Source organism: Nesterenkonia salmonea (assembly GCF_005771525.1).
GTDB classification, from domain to species: domain Bacteria; phylum Actinomycetota; class Actinomycetes; order Actinomycetales; family Micrococcaceae; genus Nesterenkonia; species Nesterenkonia salmonea.
In genome coordinates this window covers 17353-32505 of sequence record NZ_VAVZ01000014.1, presented here as the reverse complement: position 1 = coordinate 32505, position 15153 = coordinate 17353, and the positions used below count along the sequence as shown (strand labels likewise).

13 protein-coding genes are annotated in these 15153 nt (G+C 61.3%); 3 read left to right on the top strand and 10 right to left on the bottom strand.

Annotation, left to right across the window (positions count from 1 at the left end; all coding sequences use genetic code 11):
• Positions 1-2: 2 nt before the first annotated feature.
• Positions 3-848, bottom strand: coding sequence for an ABC transporter ATP-binding protein (locus FEF26_RS06515; RefSeq protein ID WP_208012855.1), 846 nt, complete (start codon positions 846-848; stop codon positions 3-5).
• A gap of 183 nt (positions 849-1031) precedes the next feature.
• On the opposite strand from FEF26_RS06515, the gene FEF26_RS06510 reads away from it, so the two are divergent.
• Both FEF26_RS06510 and FEF26_RS06505 read left to right on the top strand, forming a co-directional pair.
• Positions 1032-1550, top strand: a complete 519-nt coding sequence (locus FEF26_RS06510) for a GNAT family N-acetyltransferase (RefSeq protein ID WP_138252735.1) — start codon at positions 1032-1034, stop codon at positions 1548-1550.
• A 7-nt stretch (positions 1551-1557) separates the two neighbouring features.
• Positions 1558-2142 (top strand): arsenate reductase/protein-tyrosine-phosphatase family protein, encoded by a 585-nt coding sequence (locus FEF26_RS06505; protein WP_138252734.1) that lies wholly within the window; start codon positions 1558-1560, stop codon positions 2140-2142.
• Here FEF26_RS06505 and FEF26_RS06500 read toward each other — a convergent pair.
• The 7 genes from FEF26_RS06500 to FEF26_RS06470 form a co-directional block, all read right to left on the bottom strand.
• Complete coding sequence (locus FEF26_RS06500; RefSeq protein ID WP_138252733.1) at positions 2134-2925, bottom strand: CPBP family intramembrane glutamic endopeptidase; 792 nt, start codon at positions 2923-2925, stop codon at positions 2134-2136. The genes FEF26_RS06505 and FEF26_RS06500 overlap by 9 nt on opposite strands.
• A 72-nt stretch (positions 2926-2997) precedes the next feature.
• On the bottom strand, positions 2998-4596 hold the full coding sequence (gene groL, locus FEF26_RS06495) for a chaperonin GroEL (protein WP_138252732.1): 1599 nt from the start codon (positions 4594-4596) through the stop codon (positions 2998-3000).
• Positions 4597-4632: 36 nt separating this feature from the next.
• Entirely contained in the window at positions 4633-4929 is a 297-nt protein-coding gene (gene groES, locus FEF26_RS06490; RefSeq protein WP_119901963.1) for a co-chaperone GroES, read from the bottom strand.
• Positions 4930-5196: 267 nt separating this feature from the next.
• Entirely contained in the window at positions 5197-6003 is an 807-nt protein-coding gene (locus FEF26_RS06485; RefSeq protein WP_138252731.1) for an SDR family NAD(P)-dependent oxidoreductase, read from the bottom strand.
• A 38-nt stretch (positions 6004-6041) separates the two neighbouring features.
• Positions 6042-6956, bottom strand: a complete 915-nt coding sequence (locus tag FEF26_RS06480; protein ID WP_166432942.1) for a PCC domain-containing protein — start codon at positions 6954-6956, stop codon at positions 6042-6044.
• Positions 6957-7099: 143 nt separating this feature from the next.
• Positions 7100-8689, bottom strand: a complete 1590-nt coding sequence (locus FEF26_RS06475) for an AMP-binding protein (protein ID WP_208012854.1) — start codon at positions 8687-8689, stop codon at positions 7100-7102.
• On the bottom strand, positions 8686-9855 hold the full coding sequence (locus tag FEF26_RS06470; protein WP_138252729.1) for a thiolase domain-containing protein: 1170 nt from the start codon (positions 9853-9855) through the stop codon (positions 8686-8688). Before FEF26_RS06470 ends, FEF26_RS06475 begins: the two co-directional genes overlap by 4 nt.
• A gap of 371 nt (positions 9856-10226) precedes the next feature.
• On the opposite strand from FEF26_RS06470, the gene FEF26_RS06465 reads away from it, so the two are divergent.
• Positions 10227-13010 (top strand): FAD-binding and (Fe-S)-binding domain-containing protein, encoded by a 2784-nt coding sequence (locus FEF26_RS06465; protein ID WP_424991726.1) that lies wholly within the window; start codon positions 10227-10229, stop codon positions 13008-13010.
• On the opposite strand, the gene FEF26_RS16255 is transcribed toward FEF26_RS06465, so the two are convergent.
• Together FEF26_RS16255 and FEF26_RS06455 are read right to left on the bottom strand one after the other, a co-directional pair.
• A complete protein-coding gene (locus FEF26_RS16255) occupies positions 13000-14292 on the bottom strand; it encodes a PucR family transcriptional regulator (RefSeq protein WP_138252728.1) in 1293 nt (430 codons plus the stop codon). The genes FEF26_RS06465 and FEF26_RS16255 overlap by 11 nt on opposite strands.
• Entirely contained in the window at positions 14292-15077 is a 786-nt protein-coding gene (locus FEF26_RS06455; protein WP_166432941.1) for a PCC domain-containing protein, read from the bottom strand. Before FEF26_RS06455 ends, FEF26_RS16255 begins: the two co-directional genes overlap by 1 nt.
• Positions 15078-15153 lie beyond the last annotated feature (76 nt).

The following is a 15153-nucleotide window of genomic DNA, read 5'->3' as shown; positions in this document are numbered from 1 at the left end:
GCTCAGTCAGTTTCGCTGCGCTGGTCAGGTGCGGCGTTGACCACACCGAGCGGTCGGCCCCGCCCATCGCTGACGAGCCAGCCGCCGCCTTCACGGGGCGCGGCGCTGAGCGACCGGCGTGCTGAGTCCAGCCCCAGAAACTGGGCGACGAAGTCATTGGCCGGCGCTTCCACAATGTTCTCCGGGGTGCCGATTTGGGCGACCTCGCCGCCCTTCTTCAGCACCACAATCTGGTCACCGAGGGTCAACGCCTCATCAATATCGTGGGTGACAAAGATGATGGTCTTCCGCAGGTCCGTCTGGATGCGTTGGAGTTCACGTTGCAGCTCCACCCGCACCAGAGGGTCTACGGCGCCGAACGGCTCATCCATCAGCAGAATATTGGGGTCTGCGGCCAGTCCGCGCGCCACCCCCACCCGCTGCTGCTGACCACCGGAGAGCTGCTTCGGGTACCGGCGCGCCAGTGCGGAGTCGAGCCCCACGATGTCCATCAGTTCGTGCGCCCGCCGGTGTGCATCAGCTTTGGACTCCCCGTTCAGCCGGGGCACGGTGGCAATGTTGTCGATCACCCGCCGGTGCGGCAGCAGCCCCGAGTCCTGCATGACGTAACCGATGCGCCGGCGCAGAGCGACCGGTTCGGTGGTGGCAACGTCGGCATCGTCAATGAGGATCGACCCTGAGCTGGGATCGACCATGCGGTTGACCATGCGGATCAGAGTGGACTTGCCACAGCCTGAGGACCCCAGCAGGACAGTGCAGGTATGGGATGGGACGTGCAGACTGAAATCGTCGACTGCGACCGTGCCGTCGGGGTAGGTTTTGGTGACATTCTGGAAGTCGATGGCCACGGGTCAGGCTCGCTTTCCACGAAGATGTGGCGGACTGAGTCCGCTGATAGGTCCACACCAGGTGATGTTGAAGCCTTCCATAAGACCACTCTAGATCCTGATGAGAGGTTTTGTGGAAGCCGAACACTTATGTTGAGACGCAGCGTCTGGTGCAGGCTGGGCGCTGTGAAAAGATAGTGACTTATGAGAACGACGACGTCAGGTACGGTTTTGATCCGCACAGCTCACCCCGAGGAGTATCAGCGAGTAGGGGATCTCACCGTAGCGGCCTACGTTGACGGCGGTCACCTGCAGGCCGGAGACTTCTACGTCCAGCACCTGATGCGGGTCTCCGAGCGGGCTGAGAATGCGAAGCTTCTGGTTGCTGAGCTTGACGGTCGAGTCGCAGGCACCGCCACCGTGACGGACCATGATGGCCCCTTCGCCGAGGTTTCGCGGCCGGGGGAGTTGGAGTTCCGTATGTTGGCGGTCGCACCTGAGGCTCAGGGTCGCGGCATTGCCCGCGCACTGGTGCGCCATATTGTGGCGGAGGCGGCGGTACGGCCAGAGATCCGGGCAGTGTCCCTGTGCAGCCTGCGGTCCATGACCGCTGCCCACGCGCTGTACGAATCAGAAGGTTTCATCAGGGTTCCGGACCGCGACTTTGTGCTGGACATCCCAGCCAAACGCGACACGTTCCCGTTTTTCATCAGAGAGGTGTGATTCCACGGTGTCCACGACGTTTACAGTCTTCGCCGTCTGCACAGGCAATATCTGCCGTTCACCAGCTATGGAGAGGCTACTGGTCCAACTGTTCCACGATCAGCCGGATATTGCTGTGACCTCCGGAGGGACCTACGCCCACGATGGTGAGGATATGCAGGAGCCCATGAAGCAACGTGTGGCGGACTACGGCGCCGATGTGGACGGCTTCTCAGCCCAGCAGGTCACTCCCGCAGCTATCAGGAGCGCGGACCTGATTCTGTCCGCCACCCGGGTGCATATTGAGGATATGGCAGCCGAGGTGCCCGAGGCGCGTGAGCGGATGTTCACCCTCCCTGAGTTCGCACGCCTGCTGCAGTCTATGGACCGTGCAGGTCTCGACGACGCCGCAGGTGGAGACAGATCACCAGCGCAGACCTTGGCAGCCCTCGTTCCTCAACTGGACCATTCACGGCGCAGCGCCGGAGCCGCCACGCGGGAGGACGACGTCGTCGATCCCTACATGCTCCCGGAGTCGGTGTATGACACCTCATTCGGTCAGATTCGCGATTCGGTGGAGGCAATGGCCCAGGCTCTGCGGCTCTCAGAGTGAGCTGAGCCCGAACAGCTGCAGCACCAGGGGAAAGGCGAGGAACGCCACGGCGTCGAGCAGGAAATGCGCGATGACCAGTGGCATCACCCGCCCGTACTTCAGGTAGACGGCTGCAAAGATGACTCCCATCAGCGCATTGCCGATCCCTGGGCCGAAGCCCTGATACAGATGGTATGCGCCGCGCAGGACGGCCGTGGCAAGCACCAAGATCCAGATCCCGATCCGGGCGCTTCCGGCTGGGCCCGTCAACTGAGGCCAGATCCGGCGTGCCCGGTCAAAGAGGTAGGCGATCATGATGACCTCCTCCAGCAGCGAGTGCCGCAGTGCGGCCAGCAGCAGCACCGGGGAAGTCCACCAGTACTCTGTGACATCGGCCGGGACGATCTGTGTGGTGAGCCCCAGGGTACGTCCGGCGAAGTACACCCCCAGCGTGCCGAGCCCGATCAGCGCGAACAGGCCGGCACCAATGGCCCAATCCTTCCCGGGGCGCCGGAAGTCCAGTCCCCAGCGGCGGAACGGATTGTCTCCGTGGAGGAACACCAGGTACACCACCAGCGCGACAGGGGCTAGGGCGAACACTGAGTCCAGTACCTGAAAACTGAAGTCGTAGAACTCCTCCCGGGAACGGGACCGCTGAACCGTTGCGGTTTGGTCCGCCAGTGGGGCAATGCTCAGCCGTTCCGCGAGTTGAAGTACCGCGTAGGTGGCACTGCGCCCCAGGGACAGCGCCAGTACGATCCCCACCTCCCACGCATAGAAGCGGCGGTCGGGGGCGTGTGTCATGGAAAGAAGTGTAGAGAACAGAGAAGCCGGCCCGTTAACACGGACCGGCTTCTCTAGGTGTGGATCAGAGGATCAGTGGTCCTCGTCCTTGTCTTTCTTCTCCACCACCAGTGTTTCGGTGGTCAGCACCAGGGCTGCGATGGAGGCGGCGTTCTGCAGGGCAGAGCGGGTCACCTTCACCGGGTCGATGACGCCATCGCTGATCAGGTCACCGTATTCGCCCGTCTTGGCGTTGAAGCCGTGGTTGGGCTCAAGCTCGGCGACCTTGGAGGCCACAACGAACCCGTCCTCGCCGGCGTTCTGAGCGATCCAACGCAGGGGCTGAATCAGGGCCCGCTTGACGATGCCCACTGCAGCAGCGGCGTCGCCGGTTAGTGCGGTGACGTCGGCATCCTCGTCCAGGACGGAGAGAGCGTTGATGAGGGCGGTACCGCCACCAGCAACAATGCCTTCCTCCAGAGCGGCACGGGTGGAGGACACGGCGTCCTCAATCCGGTGCTTGCGCTCCTTCAGCTCCACCTCAGTGGCAGCACCGACGCGGATGACGCTGACGCCGCCGGCCAGTTTGGCCAGCCGCTCCTGCAGCTTCTCGCGGTCCCACTCGGAGTCACTTGCCTCCACCTGGGACTTGATCAGCGCAACGCGGGAGTCGACGTCGTCCTTGGAACCGGCGCCGTCCACGATCGTGGTCTCATCCTTGGTGACGGTCACACGGCGGGCGGTGCCCAAGTCATCGAGGCCGACCTGGTCCAGCTTCAGACCGAGGTCCTGGGTGATGACAGTGGCACCGGTGAGGGTGGCAATGTCTTCCAGCATGGCCTTGCGGCGGTCGCCGAAGCCGGGAGCCTTGACGGCCACAGCGTTGAGCGTGCCGCGCAGCTTGTTGACCACCAGGGTGGAGAGAGCTTCGCCCTCAACGTCCTCAGCGATGATGAACAGTGGCTTCTTGGACTGCAGCACCTTCTCCAGCACGGGGAGGAACTCCTGCATATTGGAGATCTTGCCCTGGTGGATCAGGATCAGCGGGTCTTCCAGCACAGCTTCCTGACGCTCAGCGTCAGTGACGAAGTGTGGGGAGAGGAAGCCCTTGTCGAACTGCATACCTTCGGTGATGTCTAGCTCCGTGGATGTGGTGGAGCCTTCTTCGATGGTGATGACACCATCGGCACCGACAGCATCGAACGCGCGGGCCAGCAGATCGCCGACCTCATCGTTCTGAGCGGAGATTGCGCCTACATAGGCGACCTCTTGCTGTCCGGAGACCTCACGTGAGTTCTCCCGCAGGCGCCGTGTGACGGCGTCGACAGAGACCTCAATACCGCGCTTGATCTCGCTTGGTGCCGCGCCGGCGGCCACATTGCGGAGGCCTTCCTTCACTAGCGCCTGTGCGAGCACAGTGGCGGTGGTGGTGCCGTCTCCGGCGACGTCGTTGGTCTTGGTCGCGACCTCTTTGGCCAGCTGGGCGCCGAGGTTTTCATAGGGGTCGTCGAGCTCCACCTCACGGGCGATGGTGACGCCGTCGTTTGTGATGGTGGGCGCGCCCCAGGACTTGTCGAGCACGACGTTGCGGCCACGGGGGCCCAACGTCACCTTGACGGTGTCGGCGAGCTTGTTGATGCCTGTTTCCAGTGCCTTGCGGGCGGCATCATCATAAAGCAGCTCTTTTGCCATATGTTCTTACTCCTTAGAGAGTCGAGCGGTGGGTTTTTACTTCTCGACCTTGGCCAGGACGTCGCGAGCGTTGAGCACCAGGTACTCTTCGCCGCCGACTTTGACCTCGGTGCCACCGAACTTGGAGTAGATGACTACGTCACCTTCTGCAACGTCAACTGGCAGGCGCTCGCCGGCGTCGGACACTTTGCCCGGGCCTACTGCGACAACTTCGCCCTCCTGGGGCTTTTCCTTAGCGGTGTCCGGGATGACCAGACCGGAAGCGGTGGTCTGCTCAGCTTCCAGGGGGCGGACAACAATACGATCCTCGAGGGGCTTAATGGAGACTGACACGTCAGTTCTCTCCTTTGCTGAAGTTGAATCTTCTCTTGGCTGATACCGAGCACGACGACGCCGCACTCGGTCTTCTTGTTGCTCGCCTTGGGAGTGACCAACCGTCGTCGCGGGAGCCGGAGGTCTCCTTCAGGCTTCATGGTCCTAGTCGGTTGACGGCCGTCCAGAACTTAGCACCCGAGTACTTCGAGTGCTAACAGCACTATAGAACGCGCATTAGCACTCAATCAAGCAGAGTGCTAGAAACATGTCGTGGTCATTCTGCTCTCACACCATCGGCAGGGAGGCCTGTTCAATGAAACCGCCATCCACAGGCAGGCATACGCCGTTGATGTACCTGGCCCCATCTGATGCCAAGAATACCGAAGCGGTGCCTATATCAGTGGGAGTGCCCATGGCGCCGGTAGGAGAGAGTTGGTTCCGTGCGTCCACCATCTCCTCCGCAGATGAGTAGTTTCCAGTGATCTGTTGGAACATCATAGGTGAGGCGATGAAGCCCGGAGAGATGGAGTTCGCGCGAATACCCTGGCGTCCGTACTGCACTGCCAAGTGGGAGGTGAACTGGATGAGCCCGGCTTTGGCGGCGGCGTATGCAGGATAGTTGTATCCCACGTAGCGCATACCTCCCACCGACGCTATGTTGATGATCGAGCCGCGGCCCTGATCGAGCATCCCTGGGAGCACGTGTTTGACGGTGATGAAGGCGCTGGTGAGGTTCAGGCTGAGGGCGCGTTCCCATTCCTCGACCTCCAGCTCTAGTGGACCGCCCATCGTCGCGACCCCTACGTTGTTGTGCAGGACATCGATTCTCTCCTTCAAGCTGAGGATCTGACCTACGCAGTCCGCGACTGATTCCGTATCTGTGACATCTCCCTGGAGTGTGAGCACGTCAGCCTCTGGGAACCTATCCAGAACCGTGTCGCGGGCTCTCTCCGCGGATTCTGCGTGAAGATCAACAATTGCGATGCTGGCTCCCGCCCCTGCGTATGCAAGGGCGCTGGCTAGCCCATTGGTTATTTCGCCATCCGTTGAGCCACCGCCGAACACTGCTGCGGTCCTGCCTGTGAGGTTCATGTGTCTGACTCCTATGTGGTGGTTTGCAGCTGTCTCTACTAGAGCGCGGTTTGGATGGTGAGTTCGAACGTGACGGCGACTGGATTCTTCCCAGGCACCAGGAGACCGGAGTGGACCTGACCGTTTCTGTCGACGAGAGTCGTGGTCAGCTGAGTCTCGAGACCCTCAGCTCCCATTCTCACAAACCCTGTCAGAGTGATCACCTCTGTGCCAGGGCCGGTGACATAGCGAACTTCTCCCGTGCGCTGGTCCGTGAGTGTTGCGCCGATCAGGCTGCCGAGGCCCGCCCGCACCACGGCCTTGGTGTACCCCGCTTCGCGAGAGACCGTGAGCACAGCCTCGGTGATGTCTTGATTGGGCAGAACGCGGGCCACGGTGGCGGAGCTGTGCTGGTCAGTCATGAGGGGCTCTTTCGTAAGGGATCGGCTGGGCTCGAAGGTCGGCATACTCGTTTCTGGATCGTCGAGGCTCGTCCAGTCCACGTCGAGAAGCCCGAAGACCGCGGCTACCGGGGCCGGTGAGCCGACTACGGTTTCTGGCCAGATGTGTCCAGCCAGTAGACGACCTGACGCATCAGTCCAGTGCAGGTGGCTATGGACGAATGGCCGTTGGTCGCGAGTGCCGATAGTCGCTGATCCGTAGAGAAGATGGCCTTGCTCGGTGGCACGGTCCTCAGAGAAGGACACACAGCGCTGACCGTCCTCCGCGGCAGGTACGCAGTAGTGCAGAGGGGAGAGGACCCCTGAGAACAGCTCGGCGAAGCCAGCCGTGACATTGAGGCCCGAGGTGATGCGCAGCAGCTCTTCGCTGAGAAGAGCGCCGCTGCGGAGGCTCTGGAGTGCGCCGATGGTTCGACTTTTGTGCGCCTTGATTCGGGGCCAGCCGTGGGGGCCCCAATGATTCAGCATCGGCGGGGGCTTCGCGCTGACTTGTTGCGTTGAAGGTTCGGACACAGTGTTTCTCCTTGGTTGGATAAACGGAGGAGGTTCCGCGCTGGGGTGGTAGCGCTTCATCCTTGGGTGATACCAGCATCCGGAGGGTGTTCCATGCTGGCTCAAGGGCCCATTCAAGCGGGTGGGCGGAGACCTTTGCTGCGTTAGGCGGTCTGTTCGAGAAGCATTTCCCGAACCGTGCGTCGGACAATCTTGCCGTAGCCTGAACGCGGCAGCTCGTCCCAGAATCTGATGCTGCGAGGGACTTTGTATCGAGCCATTCGTGTCTTGAGCCAGTCGCGAATCTCATCCTCTTGGACTGTGACTCCTGGTTCGAGCACGCAGACGGCTGCCCCTATCTCTCCCCATTCTGGGTCGGGCATGCCTAGGACAAGAACTTCTTTGACCGCGGGATGGTCCAGAATCTTCTCCTCGATTTCGCGCGGATGAATGTTGGACCCCCCTGAGATATACATATCCGAGACGCGTCCCGTGATGAAGAGGTAACCGTGTTCGTCCACCAGGCCGATATCGCCAGTGCGGAACCAGCCGTCACGAAAGGACTCCGCGTTGGCCTGTTCATTATTCAGATATCCGGAGAACACCGCGGGTCCTGCCACACAGATCTCGCCAGTGCAAAGACTTGGGACTTCCTTACCCTTGTCGTCCTGGACACTTATCTGCATCCCAGTTCGTGGGTAGCCGCAGGTGCTGAACGGCACTTCTGGGGGAGACGGGTGATCGTGGTGATGCGGAGGCAGTACGGTGATATTGCCGGTGACCTCGCCGAGACCGTAGTACTGAACGAGCACATCTCCCAGCACCTGGCGCGCTCGACGGGTGTCTGCGTTGGGCATCGGAGCGCCGGCGTAGATGACGTATCGCAGAGTGGAGTGGTCGTACTTCTCGACGGAGGAGTCTTCTACCAGTCGCTTCAAGATTGTGGGCACAACAAAGATATTGGTGACCCGCTCCCGTTCGACCAGCTCCCACACCTCAGCCGGTGCTAGGCCGGACGAGGTGGGTATGACGGTGGCAGCCCCTCGCGCGACCTGCGGCAGCATATGGATGCCGGCGCCGTGGGAGAGCGGCGCGACCACAATTGAGCGGTGCGTGTCCCCGGTGTCCGCCATGAGATCTGCCAGATGGTTGGTGACAACGAATCCCATCTGATCATGAGTCAGAACAGATGCTTTGGACCGACCGCTGGTGCCAGAGGTGAAGAAGTACCACGCGTGGTCTCCGCGCCATACCGGGTAGTCACGGACGGTATGCACAGGTTCGGTGTAGTGCCCCACGGAGCCTTCGCCCTCACCGTCCAACCACAAGGTCGGTTGGTCGAACGGCACCGAATCAGCTGATGCCTGGGCATGGGACTCAGTGGTGCTGTGTGCGATCATCACGGCGGGTTGGCAGAGTTCGGACAGCTGCGCGATGTCGCTGGCGTGCAGTCTGGAGTTCACAGGAGCAATCACGGCACCCGCACGCCAGACCCCAAACATCGCCTGAATGAACTCGGGACTGTTGGGTCCGTCCAGCATGACGCACTGATGGGGCTGAAGGCCTCGCTCCAGGAGCTCCTCAGCGAGCGCTGAGGCGCGAAGGTCAAGCTCCCTCCACGTCCATCTGACGTCACCATGGATAACTGCCAACCCGTGCGGACTTCGACGTGCCGTTTGAGTGAGCGTCTGTGCTAGGTTGACCGCCTTGAGGGGAGGGCTCTGGAGGCAGTTCTGCGGTGCAGAGATACTCACGTGGCCTCCAATACTGTCGCGTAGTTCGCGACTGCAGAGCCACCCATATTGAAGACTGCGGCCCGGCCTGCTGTTCCAACCTGCATGGCGCCAGCCTCGCCCGTCAGCTGCATAGCCGCCATCACATGCTGGGAGACGCCGGTAGCGCCGATAGGGTGGCCCTTCGCCTTCAATCCGCCCGAACGATTCACCGGGAGACGTCCACCGGACTCGGTCTCACCAGCCGCCAGAACTTCTGCTGCCCTGCCTGGCTCGGCGAGGCCGAAGGCCTCATACTGCAGCATCTCGGCAATCGTGAAGCAGTCGTGGGTCTCTAACAGGTCGAGGTCTTTCAGCGTCACTGACGCTTCCGTGAGAGCGCTGTGGAAAGCTTCTCGAGCCCCGGCGAACTCCAGCGGGTCACGGCGAGTAGCCAGCGCAAGGTGGTCGTTGGCCTGGCCCCGTCCGCGGATTGCCACCGATCGACGTGACGAGCGCGCAAGGTCCGCTGTGGTGACGACCAAGGCCGCCGCACCGTCGGAGACCATCGAGCAGTCAGTGCGCAGCAGCTTGCCCACCACATAGGGATTCGCATCCGAGGGGGTTGAGCAGAATTCGTATCCCAGGTCCTTCTTCAAGTGAGCGTAGGGATTGTCGACGCCGTTTCTGTGGTTCTTCGCTGCGACCCGAGACATAGCCTCACGGGGGTCGCCGTAGCGTTCCGCATAGAGTTCTGCCAGCTGCGCGAAGACTCCGGCGAAGCTTCCGACGGACTCCTCGGTCTTCCGATGAGAGGCGCTGAGCAGAATGTCATTGACCTCGGGTCCGGAGACGGCCGTCATCTTCTCCGCGCCGACCACAAGCACTGCTTTCGCTCTTCCGGCTTCCAGCCGGTCCAAGGCGCCGAACAGTGCTGCGGAACCAGTGGAGCAGGCATTCTCAAAGCGCGTTGCAGGCAGAGTCGCGAGCGCTGGGTTGCCCGCGCCGACCAAAGCGGCTTCGAAACCCTGTCGGGAGAAGCCGTTGTTGTACACGCCTACGCTGATGGTATCGATGTCCTCAGGGCCTATGCCTGCATCGGCAATCGCCTTCCCCGAGACATCAGCCATCAGGGCTTCCACATCTTCATGCGGCTGTTTGCCGAAGGGAGTGTGCGCCCAGCCGACTATGTGCGGTGTGCCGTTCATCTGGATCTTTTCCTCTCGAGCGAATCTGTGCTTTAACTCACAATCCCAGCTGTTGCGTGTTCCCGGAACCAACTTGAGACGAAACCTGAGGCCGAACTTTGCTCATTCTGTCTAAGGTGCTTCATGGCTTTCGACACAGCGAGCAAAAGATGATGTGCTTTTTCGTCTTCCAGAGCTGGTGAGCTGGGTCACTGAGGGGCACAGTAGAGAGAGCGCTCAATAGTGTCCTCGATCGATCAGGAGTCCTTGTGTCTATTCTCCGCCGAACGCCTCGCTCAGTGAGCGGCAGTGGTGAAGAGCCCTGGACGGAGGAGGATGCTCAGAAGGATCTTCTCCGTGACCTTCGCGAATGGGGTGGTGGGACCGGACTGGTGCAGTCTGAGCTGGAGCGGCGCACAATGGCTCACGACGCTTCCTGCTATCTTCTGCAGCCTCAAGCTGTGGTCCGCCCAGAATCGGCGTCACAGATGGCGGAGCTTTTCCGGATTGTTGACCAGCATGAGGTGGGGCTGACTTTTCGTTCGGGCGGAACATCTCTTTCGGGTCAGTCCGTGTCAGATCAGGTGCTTGTGGATACACGCCGGAACTTTCGGCTGATCAATATTTTGGACGATGGTGCTCGTGTGCGGGTTCAACCGGGAGCTACGATCCGTCAGGTCAATCAACGGTTGGCCCGCTTCGGCCGCAAGCTGGGTCCGGACCCGGCCAGTGAGGTCGCATGCACCATCGGTGGCGTGGTCGCCAATAATTCGTCAGGAATGCACTGCGGCACTGAGCTCAATACCTACCAGACGCTGGAATCAATGGTCCTGGTGACACCTTCAGGAACTGTAGTGGACACTGGGGCACCCGAGGCAGACCAGGTGCTGAGACTTAAGGAGCCAGCACTCCACGCGGGATTGGCCCAGCTGCGTGAGCGTATCGTGAGCAGCCCAGCCTCTGTGAGAACAATCCGTCAGCAGTTCTCCATGAAGAACACTATGGGGTACGGGTTGAACTCATTCATCGATTATGAGGATCCGGTGAAGATTCTCGAGCACCTCATGATCGGTTCCGAGGGCACACTTGGCTTCATTGCAGAGGCAGTCTTTCGAACGGTGGAGATCATGCCCCGGGTGGCCACGGGACTGTTGGTCTTTCCTGACCTCATGTCGGCGACGGATGCAGTGCCCGAGTTGATAGGCGTGAACTCGGCGACAGTAGAGCTGATGGATGCCACCTCACTGCGTGTTTCTCAACGGTCGGGACAGGCCCCAACGCAGATCGCCAAGATAAAGGTCCGTGAGCATGCCGCGCTGTTGGTGGAGTACCAGGGCCGAACAGATGCAGAGCTTCAGCAACGCGCTGATATCGCCGGGGAGCTGTTCAGCCGACTCGCTCTCAGCGCGCCCGCTGAGCTGACCCAGGATTCCGCATCCCGTGCCGCCCTGTGGAAAGTTCGCAAGGGCCTCTACGCTGCGGTCGCGGGGAACCGCCCCACTGGTTCAAACGCGCTCCTGGAGGACGTCGTTGTTCCTGTCCATGATCTTGGGGGCACCTGCCGTGAGCTCACTTCGATGTTCAGCTCTCATGGCTACCAAGACTCCGTGATCTTCGGTCATGCCAAGGACGGCAACATACACTTCATGCTCAATGAGACCTTCGACGACCCCCTCTCTTTGAAGCGGTACGAGCAGTTCACCGAAGAGATGGTTGACCTGATCCTGGACCGGGGAGGGTCGCTGAAGGCCGAGCACGGGACTGGCCGCATCATGGCGCCCTTTGTCAGGCGTCAGTATGGAGATGAACTCTATGAAGTGATGCTCCAAGTCAAGGCTCTGCTCGACCCGAGGGGCGTGTTCAACCCCGGAGTTCTCATTAACGAGGACCCACGCTCGTACCTCAAGGACCTCAAGTCCGCGCCCGAGGTGGAAGAAGAGGTTGACCGCTGTGTGGAGTGCGGCTACTGCGAACCGGTTTGCCCCTCCAAGGATCTCACCCTGACTCCGCGTCAACGCATTGTAGGAAGGCGTGCCATAGCTGAAGCCGAACGCCTGGGTGATGGAGCTTTGGCCGATCGGCTTCGCCGCGAGTACGACTATGAGGCGCTGCAGACGTGCGCCGTTGATGGAATGTGCGCGACCGCGTGCCCGGTCAACATCAACACCGGAGACCTGGTTCGCCGTCTTCGCCAGGAGAACCATTCCATAGTGGCTGACCAGGCCTGGGGAGCGGCAGCCAAGTCCTGGGGCGTGACCACCGGAATAGTAAGCGCCGGCCTCACCGCCGCCAAGACTCTGCCGGCTGCTCTGCCACAAGCTGCCGCCGCAGCAGGTCGCGCTGCGGTGGGAGCCGAGCATGTTCCGACATATCAGAAACGCCTCCCCCGAGGTGGACGGCGCCGGCCGCGGGCTCATCGTGAGAACCCACGGGCGGTCTTCTTCCCAGCGTGTGTCTCCACTATGTTCGGAACCGGAGAGATCCGGGATCAGGCTCTCGATGATGGTAAGGGCCCCGAGCTTTCGGCCGCCGAGGCGTTTCTCGCAGTCTGTGAGCGAGCGGGTGTCGCGGTGACTGTCCCAGCGGAGATCGATGGCACATGTTGCGGCACCCCCTGGAAGTCGAAAGGGCTTCCCTCCGGTTACTCCACCATCAGCCACCGGACCCTGGATGTGCTGTGGCAGGCGACCGAACATGGTCGCCTGCCTGTAGTCTGCGATGCGTCCTCCTGCACTGAGGGACTGACCACGATGCGGGATGCAGCCACAGACTCTCCGCAGTTCGGAGCTCTGCGATTCGTGGATTCGGTCGAGTTCGTGTCTGAACACGTGCTGGCTGACCTTTCGGTGACCAGTCCGGTCGGGTCGATGGTTCTGCACCCGACCTGTTCTTCGGTGCAGCTCGGAATCAACGGAGCCTTCGAAGCGCTGGCCCACGCAATGTCGCATGACGTCGTGGTGCCCGAGGCTTGGGGCTGCTGCGCATATGCCGGGGATCGCGGCATGCTGCATCCCGAATTCACCGCTTCAGCGACTCGGGCGGAGGCCGATGAGGTGCTGAGTCGGTCCTACGAGGCCTACGCTTCACTGAATCGCACTTGCGAACAGGGTATGACTGAGGCGACTGGTAGGACCTTCCGGCACATCCTTCAGCACCTTGAGCGCGCTACTCGCTGAGCTGATCTTGAGGCATCCAACCGTCCAGACTGTGGTCGAGCCTAGCTTCCTCCGTCTCGATGAGCTCCAACATGGCCAGGCCCAGGTGCAGGCTGAGTCGGGTGCCGCCGTCTGCGAGATCGAGGCCAGTGAGCTCAGATATGCGCCCCAACCTGTAGTACAACGTAGTCCGGTGGATGTGCAGAGCCTCCGAGGCGGCGGGCCCGTTGCCGCCGTGGTCGAGGTAGACACGAAGTGTTCGTCGGAGCTCATCGAACGGAACGGTCGCAACCACGGTCTGCATTTCGTGGGGCAGCGATGACCGCACCAGAACGTCACGTGGCAGTTGCAGTAGCACTCCCATGGGGCCCAAGTCCCTCCACAGAACTGCTGCGCGCGTGGAAAGGCCTCTGCGGACGGCATCCAACGCCACCTCGGCCTGTCTCGCTGACACGTGAGCGCTCGGCAGTTCACGCTGCGGTGATCCGATACCTGCGATGAGCTCGGAAGTGCCCGACGTCGCCTCACGGAATCGACTGATGGTCCGCTCAATCTCCGTGGTTAGCGCTCCAAGTGGGGGCGGTTTGCGGCACCCTAGAACTACAGAAGCGCCGGTGCCGGAGAGCGCATGCAGTGTAGCGCTAATCCGGGGACCGGGCAGGAGGCTGAGAGTCTCGTGCAGTGTCATGCGCTCCCCGGCCGACAGCACGCTCTCAGTCTCGTGGTCATGCGAGCGAACAGCCAATTGGACGGCGGTGACGTGCTCGAAGCCCTGCTTCCGCTTGTAGCGGCTCAGCTCAGCGAGCGCTTCGCGCCGCACCTCTGAGTGTCTCGAGAGCAGATCTCTGAGGGCCCACTGGTCGTCGCCGCCGTGGCCCGTGAAGAGAAGTGGTGCTATTTCAGCTGCGGTTTCCCTGATCAGTTGGAGATCAGGGTCTGACAGTGAGTCCTCAGGATCCACCATCATGATCATCCCGATCATTTCTCCACCCCCTCTTGCCGGGTGCCGAATGGGAGTGCAGACTCTTGGATGCACCATGCCCAGGGCTTTGTGCGGGGGAATCCGTCCCGGCCCGAGCCAATCGGCGACGCCCTGGTCGAGGATGTAGCTCACAACATCATCGCCTGTCTCTCGTTGGAGCAGCGCCCTGATACGCAGCGGATCTTCATCGCCGAAGTGAACACTGCGGTACAGGATGCGCACCATCGGGTCGTTGACCAGCACCGACCTCCGAAGGCGGTGAGCAAGAGCATCCACTGCTGACTGAATCGCCTCGGCATAGCCAGTGCGCTCGGCCTGCATCAGAGAGCAGCCAACGTGAGTTCAAAGGTGACAGCGACGGGGTTCTCTCCCGGGACGAGCAGACCTTTGTGAACTGTCCCGTGGCGATCCACGAGACTGCAGTACAGTGCCGCATTTTCGGAGCCTGAAGCGGTGTCAATGGTGCCAGTCACGCTTATCACCTCCGTTGCAGGGCCTTCGACAAAGCTGAGACGGCCTGTTTCGTCGTCGAGCAGCACGCCACCGATCAGACTTCCCAGTGCTGCGCAGACTTTCGCCTGGGCGAAACCGGCCTCACGTGCTGTCCTGAAAACAGCGTCAGTGATGTCCTCGTCAGGCAGGATCCGCGCTACTGCGAATTCCGCCCGATTCTGCCAGGCAGGACCGCCGGGGCCTTCCACGAGCGCTGAGGGGGAGAATGTCGGCAGGGTCGTCTCTTCATCCAGGTGGCTTTCCCACTGAGTATTCGCGAAGCCGAAGAGCAACACTTCCGGGGCAGGGCTGCCGACGACGGTCTGGGGCCAGATGTGGCCGCCGCGAACTTTGCCCTTTTCGTCGTTCCAGCTCAGATGTGCATGGACGAAGGGCTCACCATCACGCAGCCCGACAGTGGCTGAACCTGCGGTGATGTGAGCATGACTGCTGATGTGCTCGTCTGAGAACCACGCCGCACGATGACCGTCGCCCTCCGCAGGAAAGCAGTAGTGCAGAGGTGTTAAGACGCCGCCGGTCAGAACCACTGAAGCCGAGTCGGTTCCGAGTGAGGTAGTGAGTCGGATTAGTTCATCGTTCAGGCGGGAGCCCACTCTCATTTTTTCTCTGAGGTGGACTGCCGACGTTGCGTGAACGACCAGACGCTGCGAGCTGCGAGGTCCCGGATGT